Annotated in this window: 23 protein-coding genes and 1 other annotated feature; of the genes, 22 read left to right on the top strand and 1 reads right to left on the bottom strand. The window is 46.6% G+C overall.

What is annotated here, in order from left to right:
- Positions 1-239 precede the first annotated feature (239 nt).
- The 14 genes from ftsA (at position 240) to AC3WQ3_RS03565 (ending at position 14,335) form a co-directional block, all read left to right on the top strand.
- On the top strand, positions 240-1,520 hold the full coding sequence (ftsA, locus tag AC3WQ3_RS03500) for a cell division protein FtsA (RefSeq protein ID WP_336780574.1): 1,281 nt from the start codon (positions 240-242) through the stop codon (positions 1,518-1,520).
- A gap of 148 nt (positions 1,521-1,668) precedes the next feature.
- The gene (gene ftsZ, locus AC3WQ3_RS03505) at positions 1,669-2,781 is read left to right on the top strand and encodes a cell division protein FtsZ (RefSeq protein WP_095359452.1); all 1,113 of its coding nucleotides are present in this window, start codon (positions 1,669-1,671) and stop codon (positions 2,779-2,781) included.
- A 255-nt stretch (positions 2,782-3,036) separates the two neighbouring features.
- Entirely contained in the window at positions 3,037-4,017 is a 981-nt protein-coding gene (gene spoIIGA / locus AC3WQ3_RS03510; protein WP_336780831.1) for a sigma-E processing peptidase SpoIIGA, read from the top strand.
- A gap of 11 nt (positions 4,018-4,028) precedes the next feature.
- A complete protein-coding gene (sigE, locus tag AC3WQ3_RS03515) occupies positions 4,029-4,751 on the top strand; it encodes an RNA polymerase sporulation sigma factor SigE (RefSeq protein ID WP_095289983.1) in 723 nt (240 codons plus the stop codon).
- A gap of 111 nt (positions 4,752-4,862) precedes the next feature.
- On the top strand, positions 4,863-5,645 hold the full coding sequence (gene sigG, locus AC3WQ3_RS03520; RefSeq protein WP_095289985.1) for an RNA polymerase sporulation sigma factor SigG: 783 nt from the start codon (positions 4,863-4,865) through the stop codon (positions 5,643-5,645).
- Positions 5,646-5,897: 252 nt separating this feature from the next.
- Positions 5,898-6,290 (top strand): YlmC/YmxH family sporulation protein, encoded by a 393-nt coding sequence (locus tag AC3WQ3_RS03525; protein WP_127537787.1) that lies wholly within the window; start codon positions 5,898-5,900, stop codon positions 6,288-6,290.
- 51 nt (positions 6,291-6,341) lie between these two features.
- Positions 6,342-7,241, top strand: coding sequence for a peptidoglycan editing factor PgeF (gene pgeF, locus AC3WQ3_RS03530; RefSeq protein WP_492471468.1), 900 nt, complete (start codon positions 6,342-6,344; stop codon positions 7,239-7,241).
- 6 nt (positions 7,242-7,247) lie between these two features.
- Positions 7,248-7,949 (top strand): YggS family pyridoxal phosphate-dependent enzyme, encoded by a 702-nt coding sequence (locus tag AC3WQ3_RS03535; RefSeq protein ID WP_127537789.1) that lies wholly within the window; start codon positions 7,248-7,250, stop codon positions 7,947-7,949.
- Positions 7,940-8,407, top strand: a complete 468-nt coding sequence (locus AC3WQ3_RS03540; RefSeq protein ID WP_095289991.1) for a cell division protein SepF — start codon at positions 7,940-7,942, stop codon at positions 8,405-8,407. Before AC3WQ3_RS03535 ends, AC3WQ3_RS03540 begins: the two co-directional genes overlap by 10 nt.
- Positions 8,408-8,414: 7 nt before the next feature.
- Positions 8,415-8,678: a YggT family protein gene (locus AC3WQ3_RS03545; protein ID WP_227779725.1), complete on the top strand. Its 264-nt coding sequence runs from the start codon at positions 8,415-8,417 to the stop codon at positions 8,676-8,678.
- Between the two features lie 19 nt (positions 8,679-8,697).
- Positions 8,698-9,480 (top strand): YlmH family RNA-binding protein, encoded by a 783-nt coding sequence (locus tag AC3WQ3_RS03550; protein ID WP_095359449.1) that lies wholly within the window; start codon positions 8,698-8,700, stop codon positions 9,478-9,480.
- A 243-nt stretch (positions 9,481-9,723) separates the two neighbouring features.
- Complete coding sequence (locus AC3WQ3_RS03555; RefSeq protein ID WP_056696170.1) at positions 9,724-10,233, top strand: DivIVA domain-containing protein; 510 nt, start codon at positions 9,724-9,726, stop codon at positions 10,231-10,233.
- A gap of 58 nt (positions 10,234-10,291) precedes the next feature.
- Positions 10,292-10,581: a binding site (T-box leader), on the top strand.
- A 77-nt stretch (positions 10,582-10,658) separates the two neighbouring features.
- Entirely contained in the window at positions 10,659-13,757 is a 3,099-nt protein-coding gene (ileS, locus tag AC3WQ3_RS03560; protein ID WP_492471469.1) for an isoleucine--tRNA ligase, read from the top strand.
- 200 nt (positions 13,758-13,957) lie between these two features.
- Positions 13,958-14,335: a DUF5665 domain-containing protein gene (locus tag AC3WQ3_RS03565; RefSeq protein ID WP_415753036.1), complete on the top strand. Its 378-nt coding sequence runs from the start codon at positions 13,958-13,960 to the stop codon at positions 14,333-14,335.
- A gap of 13 nt (positions 14,336-14,348) precedes the next feature.
- On the opposite strand, the gene AC3WQ3_RS03570 is transcribed toward AC3WQ3_RS03565, so the two are convergent.
- On the bottom strand, positions 14,349-15,092 hold the full coding sequence (locus AC3WQ3_RS03570) for a TraR/DksA C4-type zinc finger protein (RefSeq protein WP_354482891.1): 744 nt from the start codon (positions 15,090-15,092) through the stop codon (positions 14,349-14,351).
- Between the two features lie 219 nt (positions 15,093-15,311).
- Between AC3WQ3_RS03570 and lspA the strand changes: the two genes are divergently transcribed.
- The 8 genes from lspA to AC3WQ3_RS03610 all read left to right on the top strand — a co-directional run bounded on the left by lspA (position 15,312) and on the right by AC3WQ3_RS03610 (position 21,892).
- Positions 15,312-15,806 carry a signal peptidase II gene (gene lspA, locus AC3WQ3_RS03575; RefSeq protein ID WP_095290000.1) on the top strand — a complete coding sequence of 165 codons (495 nt, stop codon included), beginning with the start codon at positions 15,312-15,314 and terminating at the stop codon, positions 15,804-15,806.
- A 55-nt stretch (positions 15,807-15,861) separates the two neighbouring features.
- On the top strand, positions 15,862-16,782 hold the full coding sequence (locus AC3WQ3_RS03580) for an RluA family pseudouridine synthase (protein WP_419719995.1): 921 nt from the start codon (positions 15,862-15,864) through the stop codon (positions 16,780-16,782).
- Between the two features lie 109 nt (positions 16,783-16,891).
- Positions 16,892-18,145, top strand: coding sequence for an LL-diaminopimelate aminotransferase (locus AC3WQ3_RS03585; protein ID WP_110821237.1), 1,254 nt, complete (start codon positions 16,892-16,894; stop codon positions 18,143-18,145).
- A 206-nt stretch (positions 18,146-18,351) separates the two neighbouring features.
- Positions 18,352-19,242, top strand: coding sequence for a decaprenyl-phosphate phosphoribosyltransferase (locus AC3WQ3_RS03590; protein WP_336780833.1), 891 nt, complete (start codon positions 18,352-18,354; stop codon positions 19,240-19,242).
- A gap of 36 nt (positions 19,243-19,278) precedes the next feature.
- Positions 19,279-19,911, top strand: a complete 633-nt coding sequence (locus AC3WQ3_RS03595) for an HAD family hydrolase (RefSeq protein WP_336780577.1) — start codon at positions 19,279-19,281, stop codon at positions 19,909-19,911.
- Positions 19,908-20,228 carry an EamA family transporter gene (locus tag AC3WQ3_RS03600; RefSeq protein ID WP_095359818.1) on the top strand — a complete coding sequence of 107 codons (321 nt, stop codon included), beginning with the start codon at positions 19,908-19,910 and terminating at the stop codon, positions 20,226-20,228. Before AC3WQ3_RS03595 ends, AC3WQ3_RS03600 begins: the two co-directional genes overlap by 4 nt.
- Positions 20,215-20,535 carry a DMT family transporter gene (locus tag AC3WQ3_RS03605; protein WP_246058217.1) on the top strand — a complete coding sequence of 107 codons (321 nt, stop codon included), beginning with the start codon at positions 20,215-20,217 and terminating at the stop codon, positions 20,533-20,535. Before AC3WQ3_RS03600 ends, AC3WQ3_RS03605 begins: the two co-directional genes overlap by 14 nt.
- A 55-nt stretch (positions 20,536-20,590) precedes the next feature.
- Positions 20,591-21,892: a DUF6080 domain-containing protein gene (locus AC3WQ3_RS03610; RefSeq protein WP_492471470.1), complete on the top strand. Its 1,302-nt coding sequence runs from the start codon at positions 20,591-20,593 to the stop codon at positions 21,890-21,892.
- The last annotated feature ends 117 nt before the right edge of the window (positions 21,893-22,009 follow it).

Consider the following 22,009-nt stretch of genomic DNA (forward strand, 5'->3'; position numbering starts at 1 on the left):
GACCCTGTTTCATCCGTGAAAGTTGCTCTTTCTGAGACGGAGAAAAAATGATACACTTGAACTTATGGCACATAAGTTGTCTCCTTCTTTTTTCTTCAAGGTTTTATGTCTCGCAACCAGATCTTGGCACCCAAAAAAATTGTAGAAAAAAGAGGGAAAGCCTAACGTGTGTTGAATATGTTTTAAGAGTGTTTAAACCCGAACGTATTTTACTATTGGAGTCAGGAGGTGCCACAGACTTGAGCAACAATGACATCATTGTTAGTTTGGACATCGGTACATCCAAAATTCGCGCTATTATTGGGGAAATTAATAATGGAACCTTTAATATTATTGGAGTTGGATCTGCCGACTCGGAGGGAATTCGCAAAGGTGTAATCGTAGATATCGATCAGACGGTGCAGTCGATCCGCAATGCAGTGGATCATGCTGAACGTATGGTAGGTATTCAAATATCCGAAGTGTATGTTGGAATCTCAGGAAATCATATCGGACTGATGAGCAGTCACGGCGTCGTGGCAGTGTCTAACGAGGATCGTGAAATCGGAGAAGAAGACATGGAACGGGTGTTGAAAGCAGCCGAGGTGATTGCGGTTCCGCCGGAACGGGAAATTATTGATGTTGTCGCCAAGCAGTACGTTGTAGACGGCTTGGAGGGCATACAGGATCCCCGGGGAATGATTGGAGTTCGACTGGAAGTTGAGGCAACAATCATAACGGGTGCAAAAACCGCGATACATAATCTTTTGCGCTGCGTGGAAAAAGCGGGTCTGAAGGTAAGCGATCTGGTGCTCATGTCACTTGGAGCAGGTCAGCTTGCTTTATCTAAGGACGAAAAAACGATGGGATCTGTTCTTGTTGATATTGGAGCAGGTGCAACAACCATCGCTGTCTTTGAAGAAGACAGTCTTGTTGCAACGTCAACCCTGCCGATCGGTGGAGAATTTGTTACCAACGATATTGCGTATGGACTGCGTACCTTAACTGATCAAGCCGAAAAGGTGAAGCTGAAATATGGCTGCGCATGGCTTGATGATGCTGCGGCTGACGTCATGTTCAAAGTCACGCGAATCGGCAGCAATGTGGACAAGGAATTCTCGCAGGAGGACCTTGCTGCGATTATCGAACCGCGTGTTCAGGAAATATTCCAGATGATTTCCCAAGAAGTGAAGCGCCTCGGTTACACGGAGCTTCCCGGAGGTTATATACTAACGGGAGGGACCGTCTCCATGCCAGGTGTTCTGCAAGTAGCTCAGCATGAGCTTGCTGCATCGGTACGAATTGCCGTTCCGGATTACATCGGTGTTCGCGACCCGGGCTACACAAGCGGTGTCGGTATTTTGCACAGTGTAATTCGCAGTTTGCGCATTCGTCCATCGGTAAGCAGCGGCGGTGGCAGCAACAATAATAATAACAACAAGAAACCGACCAACCGTGTTAAGCCGAGTGCGACTCCGGAATCGGAGCAAAAACCGGGTTTGTTCGAACGGCTGAAAAATATGTTCAGCGAATTTATATAACAGGTTGAATCTATTTCATACTTCTAGAAGCCGTCTGAATGCGCTGGTATTAATATATACGCCTTCGTTCGTCGATATATGAAATTGATTCGGTTCAATCAAAAATTGGACGGGCCATCCATGCACATTGAGGGGGAGATGGAATAATATGTTGGAATTTGATTTCGAGATGGAGAGCTTGGCTCAAATAAAAGTCATCGGTGTAGGCGGCGGCGGAAGCAATGCAGTCAACCGTATGATCGAAAATGGTGTACAAGGTGTAGAATTTATAACGGTGAACACGGATGCTCAAGCATTGCATCTGGCGAAATCCGAACATAAATTGCAAATCGGTGATAAACTGACCCGTGGTCTTGGCGCAGGTGCCAACCCGGATGTAGGTAAAAAAGCAGCTGAAGAATCCCGCGACTTGATCATGAACACATTGAAAGGTGCGGACATGGTATTTGTAACTGCCGGTATGGGCGGTGGTACAGGTACAGGTGCAGCTCCGGTCATCGCTGAGATTGCCAAAGAGTGCGGTGCGCTTACCGTAGGTGTGGTTACACGTCCATTCACCTTCGAAGGACGCAAACGTTCCAGCCATGCAGAGCAAGGGATTGAAGCTCTCAAGGAAAAAGTGGATACGCTGATTGTCATTCCGAATGACCGCTTGCTTGAAATTGTAGATAAAAAGACGCCGATGCTTGAGGCGTTCCGTCAAGCAGATAACGTACTGCGTCAAGCGGTACAAGGCATCTCGGATCTGATCGCTGTACCGGGTCTGATCAACCTTGACTTTGCAGACGTCAAAACCATTATGACTGAACGCGGATCTGCTTTGATGGGAATCGGAGAAGCAACAGGTGAAAATCGTGCGGCTGAGGCTGCTCGCAAAGCGATTATGAGCCCATTGCTGGAAACGTCCATTGAAGGTGCTCGCGGGGTTATCATGAACATCACAGGTGGCATCAATCTGTCACTTTATGAAGTGAATGAAGCAGCCGAGATCGTTACATCTGCATCCGATCCGGAAGTGAACATGATCTTCGGTGCCATCATTGATGAAAATCTGAAAGAAGAAATCAAGGTTACGGTTATTGCTACTGGTTTTGAAGACAAGCCTGTCTCACCACCACCAGGACGCAAACCGACACCAACGAGTGAGCCTGCTGAGAATCGCTCGCCTAATCTTCGTCCGTTCGGAAACCAGCCGAGCAGTGATCAGCTGGATATTCCGACATTTTTGCGCAATCGCTCACGCAATAACAATAACGACTAAGCAGCACTCATATTTAACTTCAAACCCGGTTCTCCTTATGGAGAAACCGGGTTTTTCTGTTTTTCTACCTACAGCATATCAAACAGAAATGAACAAATTCTGAACAAGGGTCACGAGGAATTACGACAAAAAAAGTTGAGACGACACCCCCATGATTAGACAGACTTTGAACAGGAAGCTCCTTATACTTGTGTGTATGCTCATAGAATATCGGAACAACGCTATACCGATATTTGGTACGAGGCAGGTGAAGAGTTGGTCGTTTATGTTGATCTTATTTTTTTGACAAACCTGTGTATTGACGGTGCACTCATCGGACTTACAGCCTGGATGCGCAAAACGAAGCTGGTTTGGTGGAGATGGCTGCTGTCTTCCATTGTGGGCGCCCTCTATGTCGTCATGATGTTTGTGCCGGAGTTTGATTTTATGTTTACCTTTTTGATCAAGTTTGGTTTGTCACTCGTGATGTTGTTTATCGCTTTTGGTTTTAAGGGCCTCCAGGTGTTTATGAGGAATCTGGGTACCTTCTATGTCATTAACTTCGTCGCTGCCGGAGGCATTTTAGGTATACACTACATGCTTCAGAGTTCGGGCGAGCTGTTTAACGGAATTTGGTATACAGCCTCGGGCGGAATGTCTTTTGATCTGAAGATCGCCTTCTGGTTTACTTTTATCGTATTCTTTGCAGTGCTGTTTTTATTCAAAGCCGTGCAAAGTTCCAAGCGAAAATCAGACCTTATGACAACCTATCTGGGACAAGTGCAGGTTTATATCGATGATGTAACTATTTCTTGTACAGGCCTTGTCGATACAGGTAATCAACTCACGGACCCTCTTTCCCGTCTGCCGGTTATGGTGATGGAGGTTTCACTGTGGCAAGACATGCTGCCAGCTTCCTGGAAAGGCCGGTTGAAGGAAGAAGCACCGGACAACCTCATTATGGAGCTGGACCAGGAGGATTTTCGTTGGCAGGGTCGACTAAGATTGGTACCCTACCGTGGGATCAACAAGGGGACGGCATTTATGCTGGCAATCAAGCCTGATCTGGTGAGAGTGACATTGGATCAAATGAGTTACGAGACAACCAAAGTACTAATCGGGCTGGATGGCGGAGTGTTGTCGTCAGAAGGAAAGTACCGCGCGGTCATTCACCCTGAGCTTGTGCAAGACGCTGCCTCTGCGCAGTCTACGGCTCTCTCTGCGGGAGCAACAGAAAAGCCGCTGAATGTGGTATAGGAGGAACGTACATGCTTGTGAAATGGAAACTGGTGGCGCAGCTGCAGTATTACCGTCTGTTATTTCTGCTTGGTTTGAAGAGTGAGGAGATCTATTATATTGGGGGCAGTGAAGCCCTGCCGCCTCCACTGACGCGGGAAGAAGAGGAATTTTTGCTGCAAAAGCTCTCTTCAGGGGATGCAGCAATTCGCGCCATGCTGATTGAACGAAACCTTCGCCTGGTGGTGTACATCGCTCGCAAGTTCGAAAACACAGGCATTAACATTGAGGATCTGGTTTCCATTGGAGCGATTGGGCTCATCAAGGCTGTCAATACGTTTGATCCGGAAAAGAAAATCAAGCTGGCGACCTATGCCTCGCGATGCATTGAAAATGAAATATTGATGTATTTGCGGCGTAACAGCAAAATTCGGACAGAGGTTTCTTTTGATGAACCACTCAACATTGATTGGGACGGAAACGAGCTATTATTATCGGATGTACTGGGTACCGAGAACGATACAATCTATCGAAATATTGAAGAGCAGGTAGATCGGAAGCTTCTGCACAAGGCCCTGGAAAAATTGACCGAACGTGAGCGGATGATTATGGAGCTTCGCTTTGGCTTGACCGACGGGGAGGAAAAGACACAAAAAGATGTTGCAGATTTGCTTGGAATCTCCCAATCCTACATCTCTCGTCTGGAAAAAAGAATCATTAAAAGACTCCGAAAGGAGTTTAATAAGATGGTCTAATCTTGTGCTTTTAGTATAATGGGTATTAATGGCAAGGATGCCAGGGACGAATAAAAAAGCCTGCCCCGGAGATAATGTACATTAATGTTTCTCCTTGGGAGGTAAATCACGATGACCCGAAACAAAGTCGAGATTTGTGGCGTGGACACCGCAAAATTGCCTGTCCTCACCAACACAGAAATGCGGGAATTGTTTCATTCCCTACAGCAGCACCATGATCGCTCAGCAAGAGAGAAATTAGTGAATGGCAACCTGCGGCTTGTACTCAGTGTCATTCAGCGCTTTAACAATCGGGGGGAGTTTGTCGATGATCTGTTCCAGGTTGGTTGTATCGGCCTGATGAAAGCCATTGATAATTTTGATTTATCCCAGAATGTCAAATTTTCAACGTACGCAGTACCGATGATTATCGGTGAGATCCGTCGTTATCTGCGTGACAATAACCCGATCCGGGTATCCCGATCATTACGGGACATCGCATATAAGGCGCTTCAGGTCCGCGACAGTTTGACCAACAAAAATTCTCGTGAACCGACCATATTCGAAATTTCCGAAGCATTGAACGTGCCCAAGGAAGATGTTGTTTTTGCACTGGATGCCATTCAAGATCCGGTATCACTATTCGAACCCATTTATCATGATGGTGGAGATCCAATCTATGTGATGGATCAGATCAGTGATGATAAAAACAAGGATGTGTCGTGGATTGAGGAAATTGCACTGCGCGAGGCCATGCATCGTCTCGGACAGCGGGAGAAAATGATTCTGTCCATGCGGTTTTTTGAAGGCAAAACACAGATGGAAGTTGCCGATGAGATTGGAATTTCCCAAGCTCAGGTGTCCCGTCTGGAAAAATCGGCTATACAGCAGATGCAGAAACATGTGAAGACGTAACATCACTTCATTCACAAGGACGATCTAACGGTTGAAATCCGTTGGTCGTCTTTTTCTATTTTTAAAAACATACGATTAGGTCTGGAGAGAACTGCGATCGAATGAGCGGCTTTAAAGAGAACGCCTAGTTTCGAATCAAGCTATACTTATTTCAGGGATACCCCGAAAAACAGGACATTTTTCGCCTATAAAACATATATTGTATAGAAGCGTTGAACGGTATAAGCGGACTAGGCGGGGGGCGAGCGACAGATGAAAGTAAACGCAAGTGAGTCGGCACAAAGAGGGATGAAGATCTCCGATTTTCAGACAAAGGATGTCATTAACATCACGGATGGCAAGCGTCTGGGGCAGATTAGTGATCTGGAACTGGATCTCAAGCAGGGACGAATTGAGGCCATCGTGGTACCCGGTTACAGCCGGTTCATGGGATTGTTCGGGGGCGGAACAGACTTGGTTATTCCCTGGAGGAACATTGTTAAGATCGGTTCGGACGTTATTTTGGTTAAACTGGATGAAGTCAGGGAAACGAGCTATGATGAGCGAGATCGCGAAGCAAAGATGTATGATGAACAGCAAAGCAGCCGTATGGAGCGGGTTGAACGCCTGGAACGATTGGACCGAAGCCAGCGTCGAACGATATAATCAAGACAGAACGTGGCTCATTTGGTACACTGGAAGCTGTGAGGTGATAAGATGGAACCCTTTGTTCTGAATAAACCATTTTTTGAACGGACTGAAGATCAAGTGGTGAATGGAAGCCCAGATCCGTTGTTATTATATGTGGAGCCGTGGAGAGAACAGTTCAGCCGAATGACGGCAGGATTTACCACAAGACAGGGAGGGGTGGGCAGTGAACCCTATGCCACTCTAAACTGCGCTTATCATGTTGGCGATGATCCTTCAGACGTTTTGGCAAATCGTCGTCTGGTGGCCGAAAAGCTTGGTTTCTCGGTAAGCGCCTGGACATGTGGTGAACAGGTCCATGGCAAACATGTGGCTGTTATACAAGCTGAGGATCGAGGCAGAGGTCTGATGGATCGACAGTCAGCGCTGCAGGACACGGATGGCTTGGTCACCAATGTACCTGGTGTGCTGCTTACTTCCTTTTATGCGGATTGTGTTCCGCTATATTTCTACGACCCGGTGCAACAAGCCGTGGGGCTTGCTCATGCGGGGTGGAAAGGGACTGTTGCCGGCATTGCCCAGTCAATGGTTGAAACCATGGAACGGGAATATGGTAGCCGGGCACAGGATATCCGGACAGCTATAGGCCCTTCCATTGGGGATTGCTGTTATGAAGTGGATGAGGTAGTTATGCAGCATGTACGGGTTTGGTTTGAATCTGCTCCGGGTAATGATGAATACAACAACTCTGTGCAGGGCCGAGCATATCATTCGTCTGGAAATGGAAAGACGATGTTAAACTTGAAAGAATGTAATCGACACATTATGATGAAAGCAGGAATATTGCCGGATCATATCGAATGTACAACGTGGTGTACAAGCTGCCACCCGGAACTGTTTTTCTCGTATCGCAAGGAAAATGGAACGACCGGAAGAATGGCGAGCTGGATTGGGCTGGAAGAGAGGTGACCCTCTGTGTCATTGGAGGAGCGAATTCAACAGGTAAATCAGAAGATCGAAGCTGCATGCCAGCGCAGTAGCCGCCAGCGCGAAGACGTAAATGTGATTGCGGTCACGAAGTACGTCTCCCTTGAAACGACAGGCGCTGTGCTGGAAAGTGGCCTTGAGCATATTGGAGAGAACCGCTGGCAGGATGCACAAGCCAAGTGGGAAGCATTTGGTCAGCAAGGAACATGGCATTTTATCGGTCACTTGCAGACCAACAAAGTAAAAGACGTCATAGGCAAATTCCGCTACATACATTCACTGGATCGTTTGTCTCTGGCTAAGGAGCTGGACAAAAAGGCAGCTGCTCTGGGGACACAAGTGGAAACATTTTTGCAGGTGAATATATCGGGTGAAGAGAGCAAATATGGGCTGCAGCCCGAACAGGCGAGTTCATTTCTGCGTGAGATCAGCAGCTTCAGCAACCTGAAGGTCGTCGGTCTGATGACCATGGCTCCCCACGAAGAGGATCCGGAGCTTACGCGTCCCGTATTTCGTGGACTGCGTGAGCTGAGAGATCATTTGAATGGACAAGCCCTGACATCGGAACCATTGACTCAGCTATCGATGGGAATGTCCAATGATTTTGAAGTGGCGATTGAAGAAGGGGCAACATGGGTACGGCTGGGATCAATTCTCGTAGGAAAAGAGGAGGGTTCACGATGGGCGTAATGAATAAATTCATGAATTTCCTTGGTCTTCAAGAAGAGGAAGAGATTGTGGAACGCGAACGTTTGGCTGCACAAGAGGAGGCTGAATCCGAACAACAGGAAGCTGAAACCTCCAGTCTAGATAAACGTAGAAACCAAAGGGGGAATAATGTTGTGAGCATTCATTCCCAGAAAAATGTTAAAGTTGTCCTTTATGAACCGCGTTCCTATGACGAAGCTCAAGAAATTGCAGATCACCTTCGTTCGCATCGTACAGTGGTTGTGAACCTGCAGCGGGTGCGCCAAGATCAGGCACTGCGCGTCATTGATTTTTTGAGTGGCACAGTTTACGCACTGGGCGGGGGAATTTCTAAAATTGGCGGCAACATTTTTCTCTGTACGCCGGATACCGTTGAAATTCAAGGAGCAATTACGGAAATACTGGCTGACAGCGAGCAAGATTACAACAGAATGAGGTGAGCCGCTTTTGTATCAACTTCAAGTCGTCGTGTTTTACCTGTTTGAGATTTATTTCTACATGATTATTGGATATGTATTGATGTCGTGGCTTCCGAACGCGCGGGAGAGCGTCATTGGTGAGTGGCTTGCCAAATTGGTGGAACCCTATCTGAGTCCTTTCAGACGTTTCATTCCGCCTTTGTTCGGCATGCTGGACATCTCACCAATCGTTGCGTTAATTACTCTTCAACTGGCGAGATCAGGTTTGCTCTCGATCATCAGCTACTTCTGATAGGGTAGGGTGAACATAGATGAGTGGTGAAATTTACGAACATTTTAGCCATGATGAGCGTGACTTCGTGGATAAAGCCTCGGATTGGGTGGAACGCGCTGGCAAGCTTCATGACATGAAGCTAACGGACTTTCTTGACCCAAGACAGGCCTTTATATTGCAAACGCTTGTCAATCGTCGCAATGACGTCCAGATTCGTCTGGACGGAGGCTACGAGGCAGCTGAACGCAAACGTGCGCTGATTGCACCAGATTATCGGTATCTCGATGATGAGGATATGGGTATGCAGGTGCTTAGCATCACGTCAGATGATCAGAAAATTACAGAGCTGGAGCACGGGGACTACATGGGAGCCTTGCTCGGGCTTGGACTGAAACGCGGCAAGATCGGAGATATCCAAGTGCTGGATGACGGATGCCACACCGTGGTGGCAGCGGAGACCGGCGCTTTTTTATCGCTTCAATTGAACCAGGTACATCGGGTTCATGTGTTTACAGAGCTGCTTCCTCTGCATCAGATGAAGTGGTCGGAGAGCAAACTGGAGACGATGGATATCACTGTTGCATCCTTGCGTCTGGACGGAATTTGTGCGGATGTGTACCGACTGAGTCGCAGTAAAGTGCTAGTTCCCATCAAAGCGGGCCGATGCCGGGTAAATTGGAAAGTCGAGGAAGATCCGTCCAAAGCTCTGAAAGCCGGGGACGTGGTCTCCATTCAAGGTTTTGGCCGTTTTAAGGTGCTGGAACAGGATGGGATGACCAAAAAGGGACGTTGTCGTGTAAAAATCGGCAAATTTGCTTAGCGGCATTGCAGGAAAACCCGTTTTCTTGTCGAAATGTTTAAGATAAAGGTGTAAAAAACATTCGCTGTTTCCGATATACATTGAAGTGCAAAGTCGATATAACTGTATTGGAATCAGAACGTCGCCTGCAAGTGCAAGTCGTTCAAGCTGCTATATGACATCTTGCATACGACCCTTTGGGTAATACCCATGTGCTGCAAACCTTCTCGGAACGGGAAGGAACTTTAACAGGAGGTGGACAGCATGCCATTAACGCCGCTGGACATACATAACAAGGAATTTTCCCGACGCTTGCGCGGGTATGACGAGGATGAAGTCAATGAATTCCTGGATCAAGTCATCAAAGATTACGAAGGCGTCATTCGCGAGAACAAAGAGCTGAGCAATCAGTTGCTGTCCGTTCAGGAGAAACTGGATCATTTTGCCACAATTGAAGAGACGCTCAGCAAAACGATTATCATAGCGCAGGAAGCAGCCGACGATGTGAAGAACAATGCGAAGAAGGAAGCACAGCTCATTGTGAAGGAAGCAGAGAAAAATGCTGACCGGATCGTGAACGAGTCCTTGGCGAAATCCCGCAAGATTGCTTTGGAAGTGGAAGAACTGAAAAAGCAGGCTTCGATCTACCGGGCCCGTTTCCGTACGCTTGTTGAAGCACAGCTCGAACTGCTGTCCCAGGATGGATGGGAAGCACTGGAGAGTCGCGAACAGGAAGTCCGTGATCGTGAACGGGAAATGAAGGAAATTTATTAGTCTGCCTGCCCGGTTGACTTTTGACTCTAAAGAGGCTATAACTATATTCATAATGAATAATGATTCCATGACGGGTTCAAGTACGTTATGATCTCATCCCTCAGAGAGTTGGCGTTTGGTGCAAGCCAATGGATGGGTTATAGCCGAATATCTCCCCGGAGAAGTGACGCTGAAGCGGTGATGAATGGCCGTGCGTAAGCGAAACCGTAAGCCGAACGTTATATCGGCACCCTGCTGTAGTGAAGCGGGGCACAAGTGCTGTTAATGACAAAGCATACCCATGTGATTGGATATGGTTTGTGATGAACAGAATTAGGGTGGTAACGCGAGCACAACCTCGTCCCTTTCCAGGGATGGGGTTTTTTTGTGTCCAAAAATGTGAATTGTGGACGGTCCACAATCCAATTATTGAAAGGAAGATCATGATGCAAAGAGTGGATGTCAAAGAAAAAGCACGTGCTAGAGAACTACGCATGCTAAACAAGTGGAAAACGGAAAATACGTTTAAGAAATCAATTGAGAACCGTCAAGGCAAACCGAATTTCGTGTTTTATGAAGGACCGCCGACGGCAAACGGCAAGCCGCATATCGGTCACGTGCTTGGACGCGTTATTAAGGACTTTGTAGGACGTTACAATACGATGAAAGGTTACCGTGTGGTTCGTAAAGCTGGCTGGGATACACATGGATTGCCTGTTGAGCTTGGTGTACAGAAGAAGCTCGGCATTTCCCATAAGTGGGAGATCGAAGATTACGGCGTGGAAAAATTCATCAATGAATGTAAAGCGAGCGTATTTGAATATGAGCAGCAATGGCGTGATCTGACAGAAGGTATTGCTTACTGGACGGATATGGATAACCCTTACATCACGCTGGACAACAATTACATTGAGAGTGTATGGAATATTCTTGCCACGATTCATGAAAAAGGACTTCTCTACCGTGGACATCGTGTGAGTCCGTACTGTCCATCTTGTCAGACTACCCTGAGTTCCCATGAAGTGGCCCAAGGGTACAAGGATGTCAAAGACCTAAGTGCCACAGCCAAATTTAAGCTGGATGACAGCGGCGAATATGTGCTTGCCTGGACGACTACGCCTTGGACACTGCCTTCTCACGTTGCACTCGCGGTTAATCCGGACATGAATTACTCCCGTGTACGCCAGGGCGAAGAAGTGTACATCATGGCAACCAATCTCGTGGAAAAAGTCATGAAGGACTCGAAAGGCGAGTATGAAGTCATCGGTTCACTGAAAGGCTCTGATTTAGTTGGTAAAACGTATGATCCTCCATTCAACTACGTGCAGGCTGAAAAAACAAACGTGATTCTTGGTGCAAGCTTTGTAACGGATGCAAGTGGTACAGGGATTGTACACATGGCACCGGCACATGGTGAGGACGATTACCGCGTATGTCGCGAGAATGGCATCAGTTTTGTCAACATGGTAGACCTTGAAGGTAAATTTGTGGCAGAGGTTACGGATTTTGCGGGACGCTTCGTTAAGGATTGCGATATTGATATCGTGAGAAGTCTGTCCGAGAAAGGCCGCCTGTTCAGCAAAGAGAAGTATGAGCACAGCTACCCATTCTGCTGGCGTTGTGATACACCGCTTCTCTACTATGCAATGGACAGCTGGTTTATCCAAACCACAGCGATCAAGGATCAACTGATTGCAAACAACAGTGAAGTGGAATGGTACCCAGGCCACGTTCGTGAAGGACGTTTCGGAAAATTCCTGGAGGATCTGGTGGATTGGAATATCAGCCGTGATCGCTACTGGGGAACACCGCTGAACATCTGGGTATGTGAGGAGACTGGCGAACAGTTCGCTCCGCATAGCATCGCTGAGCTGCGTGCACGTGCCGTTGGAGATGTACCAGAGAACCTGGAACTGCATAAACCATACGTAGACGAAGTCAAAGTACTCAGCTCCTGTGGTAAATATGAAATGAAACGTACTCCGGAAGTAATTGATGTCTGGTTTGACAGTGGTTCCATGCCATTTGCCCAGCAGCACTATCCATTTGAAAATAAAGAAACGTTTGAACAGCAATACCCGGCAGATATGATCTGCGAAGGAATTGACCAAACACGTGGCTGGTTCTACAGCTTGCTGGCTGTATCTACTCTGTTGACAGGCAAAGCACCTTACAAGGCGGTTATGGCAACAGGCCACGTATTGGATGAGAACGGACAGAAGATGTCCAAATCCAAAGGCAATGTTATTGATCCATGGGAAGTCATTGAAGAATATGGTACAGATGCGTTCCGTTGGGCTCTGTTGTCTGACAGTGCACCGTGGAACAGCAAACGTTTCTCCAAAGGTATTGTGGGTGAAGCGAAATCCAAAATGGTGGATACATTGGTTAACACGCATGCATTCCTGACGTTGTATGCGACCATTGATGGTTTTGATCCACAGGAACATCCGTTTAAGCCTTCAGCGCACAAGCTGGATCGCTGGATCCTGTCAAGACTGAACAGTCTGATCATCGTTGTGGAAAAGGCACTGTCCGTCAATGACTATCTAAATTCATCCAAAGCGATTGAAGCCTTCGTCGATGAGCTGAGCAACTGGTACATCCGTCGTTCCCGTGACCGTTTCTGGGGAAGTGGCTTGACCGAAGATAAACTGGATGCTTATCGCACACTTACAGAGGTGCTTGTAACTACAGCCAAGCTGGTTGCGCCATTCACACCGATGCTTGCGGAAGATATCTATCTGAACTTGACTACAGGTGAAAGTGTCCATATGGAAGATTACCCGGTAGCAAATGAAGCGTTGATCGATCTGGATCTGGAACAGGATATGGAGACAGCTCGCCGAGTGGTCGAACTCGCTCGTAACGTGCGTAACGAAACAGGTATCAAGAATCGCCAGCCGTTATCCGAGTTGATCGTTTCGCTTGATAAAGGATTTGATCTGGCGAGCTATGAAGAAATCATCAAGGATGAGATCAATGTCAAAGGTATCCGTACGGAGCATAACGATGCCGAATTCGTTGATTTCACATTGAAACTCAATCTGAAAGTAGCGGGGAAAAAATACGGCAAGAACGTAGGTTTCCTGCAGAACTTCTTCAAAGGCATGTCAGCAGAGGAGACACGCAAAGTAGTGACAGAAGGTGTGCTGAATGTGGTTTCTCCGGAAGGAGAAGAGCTGCAGGTGACAAGTGAGGAACTGCTGGTGGAGAAACAAGCCAAATCCGGTTTTGCTTCGGCATCGGGGTACGGTCTGACCGTAGCACTCAACACCGAAATCACAACGGCATTGGAACAGGAAGGCTGGGTACGTGAAGTTGTACGTTCCGTACAAGACACACGTAAAAAATTGGATCTGCCGATTGAGAAGAGAGTACGCCTGACACTGGATGTTGATCCTGAGCTCCAGGCTGCAATTGAGGCATTTGATGAGGTACTGCGTGAGAATGTACTCGTTACTGAAGTCACATTCGGTACCCATGAAGCTATGGAACGCATTGAAGCTGGCGGTAAAGCAATGGGCGTTTATATCGAGGTGTAACCCCATTCTCTTTTGATACAGATGAATCGATAAGCTCAAGTTACAAATTGGATCCCAAATGAAGTAGAGTATCTCTATTCCATTTAGGAAAGGATATAGAGTATAGACAAACGAGCCTTAGACTCAGGGAACAATCCCTGTATCTTGGCTCGTTTGGTTTTTATGCAAATGGGCAATGATTTCTATTGTGCAGTTACTCTATGATACCAAAGGAACTGAGCGAACACATGAATGAAGACAAGCAGGCATCGTCCGCTTCACCATCCAATCCACCACGCAGCGATAATGACAAAATTGAGGAACTCCATACCCTGACGAACCGACTCGCTAACGAGCTTGAACGTTCACGTATTGCACAATATACGGAATTGTTGAATCGGCCGTGGAAACTGATTGGGCTCAACCTGTTATCAGGCGCAGCACGAGGTGTAGGGATCGCCATTGGTTTTACTTTTTTTGCGGCCACCATCATTTATGTGTTACAGGTGCTGGGAGCCCTCAATCTGCCAATCGTAGGAGATTATATTGCAGATATCGTCCGTATCGTACAGCGTCAGCTTGAATTGAACACATATTAGAGGTGCAGCATGTCTAGTACATGTCATATGGATCAGAATCGTTGTCCATTTCGAGCAAGCCTTCACCCTCACGATTCTCCAAATACTGCCGGTACTGTCTGTTGCGAACGATGGATACGTCATGACCATAAATATCGGTTGCTACGAAGCTCTCATAAGCTTCGACGCAGCCTTCAACCTCATCTGTAGCTTCAATGGCCATCACATCGTAACTGTCAATATCGCGACCTTCAGCCATGGCTGGTGTGTTCGATGTGCCCCAACTTTCAACGATCTGCCATGCATCTTCGCCATCGAAGCCGTTCTGATCATCGCGCTCATCGAGACTCGTGCGTCCAAAGGCCGGAGCCAGGAACTCTTCTTCCACTGGGCGGTTATCGGATACTACCGTTTCAGGCTGATGTTTTTTGCAGTACTTGGTGTAAGGAACGGCCTGCATACGCTCGTAAGGAATGGGCTGCTGACAAACTGCGCAAGTTCCGTAATGGCCTTCTTCGATGGAATGCAGGGCAGAGTCGATACGCTCCAATTGGAATTCATCATGCTCCAAAAGGGAAATATCTTTCTCCCGGTCATACATTTCGGTAGCTACATCACCGGGATGATTATCAATGGGGGATAATTCACCCGTTTGAAATCTCATGGATCCACTGAGGCCGTAATGGTCATTTTGCTCAAGCCGATGTTCAATACCACGTTTTTCAGCCATCAATTGGGAACGCAAGGATTGGATTTGTTCTGAAGTAAGATGTGCCATCGTTTTCCCCTTTCTGTCCGTCTGGAATCCGAATTTGGTCTCTGGTCTAGGATGTGCCAATCAGCCCTTGATTACAGAAGGGAAATGTTATCGATTTTGCCATTAAGAAAGGGAAAACGCCCGTCGTGGACGACTTCCAAACAGCTGTGCTACAATGAACAAGTCTGGCGTAAAGCCTGGTATGGTTTGGAAAAGACAAGAACGGAGTGACGAACAAACGTGGTGTATTATATCCTCGCTTTTATCGTATTTTTGGTGGATCAGGGAACAAAGTATTTAATTGCGACGCAAATGGAACTTCGGGAAGAAATTCCGGTTATAGGCAATTTCTTTGTAATCACTTCACATCGCAACTCAGGCGCAGCTTTCGGTATTTTGCAGGACCAACGCTGGTTTTTTATCGTCGTTACCGTGATCGTGGTGATTGCTTTGATCTGGTACTTGCAAAAAGTGAAAAACTCCCCGCACAAATTGCTGCCAGTAGCACTCAGTCTGGTGCTAGGTGGAGCCATCGGGAATTTCCTGGATCGCGCTTTGACGGGTGAAGTCGTGGATTTTGTCCAGCTTAATTTTGGCAGTTATACGTTTCCGATTTTCAATATCGCCGATTCCGCCATCTGTATCGGGGTTGCACTGATTATTGTGGAGACGTTTCTTGAGGGACGGCGCGAGAAGGCAGCCGCGAAGATTGAAGGGAATGAACATCATGAGTAAAATGCACAATGAAGAACAAACTACTGGGGATACGTCTGCACAAGACGATGACCTGATGAATGACAATGAACGATTGGAATGGACCGTTTCTGCTGAGCATAAGAAGGAACGCATTGACAAATATATTACTGAAGCAATGAATGATGTCTCCCGTTCTCAGGTCCAACTATGGATCGGAGATGGTCTGGTTACCGTAAACGGAGCTGGTGTAAAGTCTAATGCCAAATTGGCTGAGGGTGATCGGATTGAACTTCAGATTCCTGAACCGACGGCTGTTGAGATCATTGCCGAAGATATTCCGCTTGAAGTGGTATATGAGGACAGCGATGTCATCGTCGTTAACAAACCGCGTGGTCTTGTGGTACATCCGGCACCTGGACATACATCAGGTACACTTGTGAATGCGCTCATGTATCACTGTAAAGATCTTTCCGGCATTAACGGAGAGCTACGTCCTGGAATCGTGCACCGGATTGATAAGGATACGTCAGGCCTGCTGATGGCTGCCAAAAACGATCGGGCTCACGCCTCATTAGCTGCCCAGTTGAAGGATCACAGTGTAAACCGCCGGTATATCGCACTTGTTCATGGTCATTTGAGTCATGATCAGGGAACGATCGATGCGCCTATTGGGCGTGATACGAATGATCGTAAAATGTATACCGTGACCGAACGTAACAGCAAACATGCTGTCACGCATTTTAATGTTACGGAGAGAATTAACGATTATACGTTGCTTGAACTGAAACTGGAGACCGGTCGAACGCATCAGATCCGTGTGCATATGAAGTTTATTGGTCATCCGCTTGTGGGAGATCCAATCTATGGACGTAACAAGGGGATCAAAATGAATGGACAGGCATTGCATGCCGCGGTTCTTGGTTTTGTTCATCCGGCAACAGGCGAATACATGGAATTCTCAGCTCCGCTTCCACAAGACATGGAAGATGTCCTTGCATCACTGCGCAGCCGCTGACCCCTCGGGAAAGTACAAATGTTCGGATAATTTGTCCATGGCTATACATGGGCAAATGCTTCATATTAGATTGTAGAAATTTGCGTCAAATGAGGAGATGAACATGAGTATGAGTATCGATAAATATCAAGAAACATACATTCAAACCAATTTTGCCGACCGTATTGGCGGCTCCAACTATGGTAAAGACACCAACATTTATAAATTCGAGAAAATCAAACGCGCCAAAGCTTCGGCAAAGAAAGATTTTCCAAATGTTGAACTGATCGACCTTGGCGTAGGCGAACCGGATGAGATGGCTGATGCAGGCATCGTAGCTGCACTTGCGCAAGAAGCTTCCAAACCGGAGAACCGCGGTTATGCTGATAACGGAATCCCTGAATTCAAGGAAGCAGCAGCCGCTTACCTGAAAAATGTATTCAATGTTGAAGGCATTGATCCGGCAACGGAAATTGTGCACTCCATTGGGTCCAAGCCAGCTCTGGCAATGATGCCTTCGTGCTTCATTAATCCAGGTGATGTAACGATCATGACGGTTCCTGGTTATCCGGTTATGGGAACACACACCAAATATCTGGGCGGAGAAGTCTACAACATCCAGCTGACGAAGGAAAACAATTTCCTGCCTGATCTGACAACCATCCCTGAGGATATTGCAAAACGTGCAAAATTGCTGTATTTGAACTATCCAAACAACCCAACAGGTGCTGGCGCTACGGTTGAATTCTTCACTAAAGTGATTGAATGGGCGAAAAAGTACAGCGTAGTTGTTGTTCACGATGCTCCATATGCGGCACTCACGTATGACGGCAATAAACCATTCAGCTTCCTGTCCGTACCTGGAGCGAAGGATGTAGGCGTTGAGCTGCACTCCTTGTCCAAGTCTTACAACATGACAGGATGGAGAATTGGATTTGTTGCAGGGAATCCGCTCGTTGTTAAAGCTTTCAGTGATGTGAAGGACAACAACGATTCGGGTCAATTCATCGCGATTCAGAAGGCTGCTGCCTACGGTCTGAACCATCCGGAAATTACGGAGAAAATTGCAGAGAAATATTCCCGTCGTCATGACCTGCTGGTTGCTGCGCTGAATGAACTGGGCTTCCAGGCTGAGAAACCGAAAGGTTCCTTCTTCCTGTATGTTGAAGCTCCAAAAGGTGTAGTAGGCGGACGTCGTTTTGAGTCCGGGGAAGACTTCTCCCAATTCCTGATTCGTGAAAAATTGATTTCTTCTGTACCTTGGGATGATGCAGGTAACTTTGTTCGATTCTCCGTTACCTTTGAAGCCAAAGGGGAAGAAGAAGAGAAACGCGTTATCGCTGAAATCAAACGTCGTCTGAGTGACGTACAATTCGAATTCTAATGGAATTCACCAATACAAGTGAATGAAATAAATCGAGAGACCGGAGACGGTCTCTTTTTTTATGTCCGTAATTTTATAATAAATTCCGTTTTATCCCTTTACAAAATTACCCAACAAACTTATGATTAAATCTTTACGTTATTTTTATATACATAAGTAGGTTTGGAAGGGAGTTATGGAAATTGTTTACTTCAAGAACAAATACGGTGTCCTCACATACAGCAGGAACGGGTAACACCATGACAGGGTTGTTTAAGCTGCTGAGACCGAAACAGTGGACCAAAAATTTGCTGTTATTTGCTGCGTTATTGTTTTCCTTTGAGGAAATTCGCACTGAGACCATTTTATCGACCTTGCTTGGTTTTATTTTGTTTAGCCTTGTTGCAGGCTGTGTGTATATTTTAAATGATTACGTGGATCGGGACAGGGATAGACAGCATCCGGTGAAGCAGTTCCGGCCAATTGCCTCTGGACAGGTTCAACCTGCCTACGCTCTGCTGTTTGGCATAATCCTGTTGATTCTTTCTGTAGGCATTGCTTTTGTGATGAACCCGCTTTTTGGTGGACTATGCATTGTTTATTTCCTGTTGAACGTATCTTACTCTTTTGTGCTTAAACATCTCGTTATTGTGGACATGATGACTATTGCAGCAGGATTCGTTCTTCGTGCCATAGCGGGAGGTGTATTGATTCATGTACCTTTTACACCCTGGTTCCTGATCTGCACCATGCTGCTATCCCTATTTCTGGCGATTGGCAAACGGAGAAATGAGCTTACGTTGCTTGAGGGAAATACCGGTTCGCATCGTAAGGTGCTGGATAACTACTCTGTCACACTGCTGGATCAGTTTAATACCATCGTGACGACAGCAACGATCATTAGCTATTCTTTGTTCACCTTCACCTCTGACCGTACAATTCACCTGATGTGGACTATTCCACTGGTAATCTACGGCATGTTCCGATATCTGTATCTCATTCATATGAAAAACCAGGGGGGCTCACCGGATCGTGTCTTGTTTGAGGACAAGCCCATTTTGGTTACCGTCATTCTGTACGTGGTTAGTGTTGTGGTCATCTTTGCAGTTTTTGAATAAAGAGCATATCGATTAGAAAGTTTGAGGGGGATCAGGGTGAGAAGCAATAAAATTGCCATTTTTGATATTGATAAAACGATTATACGCCGGGATTCGATGTTTCAGTTTGTACATTACGGCGTTCGCCGTTACCCTGGGCAGGTATGGAGACTTCCGCTTATTGCCTTTCATACTGCGATGTTCAAGGCAGGGCTAATGAGTGTGGAACAAGTCAAGCGTTCGTACTTTAAGAGTATTGAGCGCATGACCGAACAGGATCTGGAGCATTTTTTTGATACCCGATTGCGTACTGCCATTTTTGCAGAGGCCAGTGTGGAAATGCAGCATCGCAAGGAAGCGGGTTATCATGTGTTGCTCGTGACTGCGTCTCCGCATGCTTATATGAAATATTTTAAAAACTTCCCTTGGGTAGACCATGTCATTGGAACCGAACTGGTGCGCCACCAGAATGGGTATACCTGTACGATCGAAGGCGTTAATTGCAAAGGAGAAGAGAAGGTACGTCGGATACAAGCTTACCTGCGTGAAAAAAACATGGTTATTGATTACGAACAATCCTGCTCTTACTCTGATTCGTTGTCCGACCTACCGGTGATGCAGCTTGTGGCACAGCGCTATTTTATTAACAAAAGGGTTCCGGATATGGAGGCATTATCGTGGGGGAAATGAAGGGACGTCATACGGGCAAGGGGTTAATGCTTGTCTCCGCTTTTCTCACAGCCACCGGACAGTTGTTCTGGAAATGGGGGCTGACGGAGTGGATCTATCTGGGCATCGGATTTGTGTGCTATGGACTGGGAGCCATCTTGATGATTAAGGCTTTTGCTCTGGAAAAGTTGTCTGTGGCTTATCCGTTGATGTGTGCAAGCTATGTTTTTGCGCTCATTTACGGTCACTTTCTGCTGGGAGAAGAGCTCACGATACAGAAGTTTGCAGCCGTTGTACTGCTCGGAATCGGGGTGACATTAACCAGTGTTGATCGATAGCTGGATGGTGGTTGTACTGATTGTAATGACATTATGCGGTGCTATGGGTGGTGCTGGTTTGAAAGCCTACGCTACAAGTCGCAAAAAGCTGCATGTTCTCATGGGCCTCGGTTTTTATGGTATGGGTGCGCTTCTGAACATTGTGCTGCTGAAGTTCCTTCCCTTAACAGTGGTTCTGCCGGCCAATGCCCTGACGTATGTCTGGACACTTTTTATTGCAAAGTTTGCATTCAGGGAGAAGGTAGGCCCGCTTCGCTGGCTGGGTGTGGTTTGTATTATGGGCGGTTTGTGTTTCTTGGTTTGGTAATACGGATAGGAATTGCACAGAGTTTTTTGAAAAATGACATATTGGATGTGAATGCATGAAATTTCTGGACTACATATTGTATGATCGCAAAACGAATTGGACGGCACTATGCCTGTTCGCGGGATTTGCCCTATTTTACGCTCTGATGAACGTGCCCTATGTTCTGTACATTGCGGATCAGTCACAGGTTCTTGGAGCATTTACCCCGTTTAATACACAACAATTTCCACTGAATTTATTTAATTTTGATCCGTCCATGTACTATGGGGCAAATAGTTCTTCGGTTATTCATCCGTTAATATCTTTTCTTGTCGTCACGCTTGGTGCAGTATCGCAGTTGCTGGGAGGGAATTGGTTCTTCCTCATTCTGCAATCCCTGATCAATGCAGGATCCGTAGTGCTGGTCTTTATTTTTCTCAACCAAAAGGATAGACAGATCGGGGCACCACTGCTCTTCGCGGTGCTATTCGGATTTAGTTCATATTTGATGTTTACGGCACTTATTCCGGATTCCTATCCGTACGTGCAGTTTTTTATCCTATGGTCGGTTCTTTATATGCAATACACACGTGAACGGGATGACGTTCGCTATGTTCCAAATGCCCTGATTGCAACGATTAATTTTGGACTGACCTCAACGAACATTGTTCCTTTGGCTGCTGCTATGTTTTTCAATTGGCGTACCTGGCGCAAGGCTTCCTCATGGAAAAAGTATATTGGAATCATGGCACTGGCGGTCGCCTTCATTATCGTATTGACAGGTATTCAGTATATCGCATTCGGAGGAAGAAGCTGGGTTAGCAATTGGCTGCTCGGAATTCAGAATGGAGGCACCAGCTATGCTATGCCTTTCCAGTTTGCCGCTCATTGGAAGGCACTGACTCTGCTGACGATTAATCCGATGCTCTCTCCCAAAGTTCATTTGCTGGATCCGGGGCTGGTCGCTTTTGTAACGGATTTGTCCCGCTCCAACCCGATTCATGTTCAGCTTGTCGGTATCTTTATCTTGCTGCTGGCGCTGATCGGGTTTATCAAGAGAATTCGTGAACGGGAAGTATGGACCCTAGCACCCTATATTTTGTTTGCATTTCTGCTGCATATCGTAGTTGGCTTCGGGCTGGCTGTGTTCCAATACGATATGTACCTGTATGCTGGTCACTATCTGTTTGCTTTTTTCCTGCTTGGTGGAGGGTGGGTGATTGGTCTTCGTCCAGGGATCGGCAAAAAAATAGTGCTCGGTTTACTCTTCATTAGTGTACTGGTGATGGCAACGAATAATATCTACCGTCATGTAGAAACACTCACCACGATCAAACAATCATACGAACAATTGCAGCAGACCCAGACAGTGAATTGATGTGAATCAGTTGTCACAGCAAAAGAGAGACAAGCCATATGGATAAGATATCCACTCGGCTTGTCTCTCTTTCTTTGAATTTAATGTGTAATTTAATGGGTGAATTCAAAGAAACAG

It is taken from the genome of Paenibacillus sp. FW104-T2, assembly GCF_058789975.1.

Excerpts from the sequence above, each read along its gene's own strand:
- ftsZ (WP_095359452.1), top strand. The coding sequence starts at position 1,669 with ATGTTGGAATTTGATTTCGAGATGGAGAGCTTGGCTCAAATAAAAGTC.
- sigE (WP_095289983.1), top strand. The coding sequence starts at position 4,029 with ATGCTTGTGAAATGGAAACTGGTGGCGCAGCTGCAGTATTACCGTCTG.
- sigG (WP_095289985.1), top strand. The coding sequence starts at position 4,863 with ATGACCCGAAACAAAGTCGAGATTTGTGGCGTGGACACCGCAAAATTG.
- AC3WQ3_RS03525 (WP_127537787.1), top strand. The coding sequence starts at position 5,898 with ATGAAAGTAAACGCAAGTGAGTCGGCACAAAGAGGGATGAAGATCTCC.
- pgeF (WP_492471468.1), top strand. The coding sequence starts at position 6,342 with ATGGAACCCTTTGTTCTGAATAAACCATTTTTTGAACGGACTGAAGAT.
- AC3WQ3_RS03540 (WP_095289991.1), top strand. The coding sequence starts at position 7,940 with ATGGGCGTAATGAATAAATTCATGAATTTCCTTGGTCTTCAAGAAGAG.
- AC3WQ3_RS03550 (WP_095359449.1), top strand. The coding sequence starts at position 8,698 with ATGAGTGGTGAAATTTACGAACATTTTAGCCATGATGAGCGTGACTTC.
- AC3WQ3_RS03555 (WP_056696170.1), top strand. The coding sequence starts at position 9,724 with ATGCCATTAACGCCGCTGGACATACATAACAAGGAATTTTCCCGACGC.
- ileS (WP_492471469.1), top strand. The coding sequence starts at position 10,659 with ATGCAAAGAGTGGATGTCAAAGAAAAAGCACGTGCTAGAGAACTACGC.
- AC3WQ3_RS03565 (WP_415753036.1), top strand. The coding sequence starts at position 13,958 with ATGATACCAAAGGAACTGAGCGAACACATGAATGAAGACAAGCAGGCA.
- AC3WQ3_RS03570 (WP_354482891.1), bottom strand. The coding sequence starts at position 15,092 with ATGGCACATCTTACTTCAGAACAAATCCAATCCTTGCGTTCCCAATTG.
- AC3WQ3_RS03580 (WP_419719995.1), top strand. The coding sequence starts at position 15,862 with ATGAATGACAATGAACGATTGGAATGGACCGTTTCTGCTGAGCATAAG.
- AC3WQ3_RS03585 (WP_110821237.1), top strand. The coding sequence starts at position 16,892 with ATGAGTATCGATAAATATCAAGAAACATACATTCAAACCAATTTTGCC.
- AC3WQ3_RS03600 (WP_095359818.1), top strand. The coding sequence starts at position 19,908 with ATGAAGGGACGTCATACGGGCAAGGGGTTAATGCTTGTCTCCGCTTTT.
- AC3WQ3_RS03610 (WP_492471470.1), top strand. The coding sequence starts at position 20,591 with ATGAAATTTCTGGACTACATATTGTATGATCGCAAAACGAATTGGACG.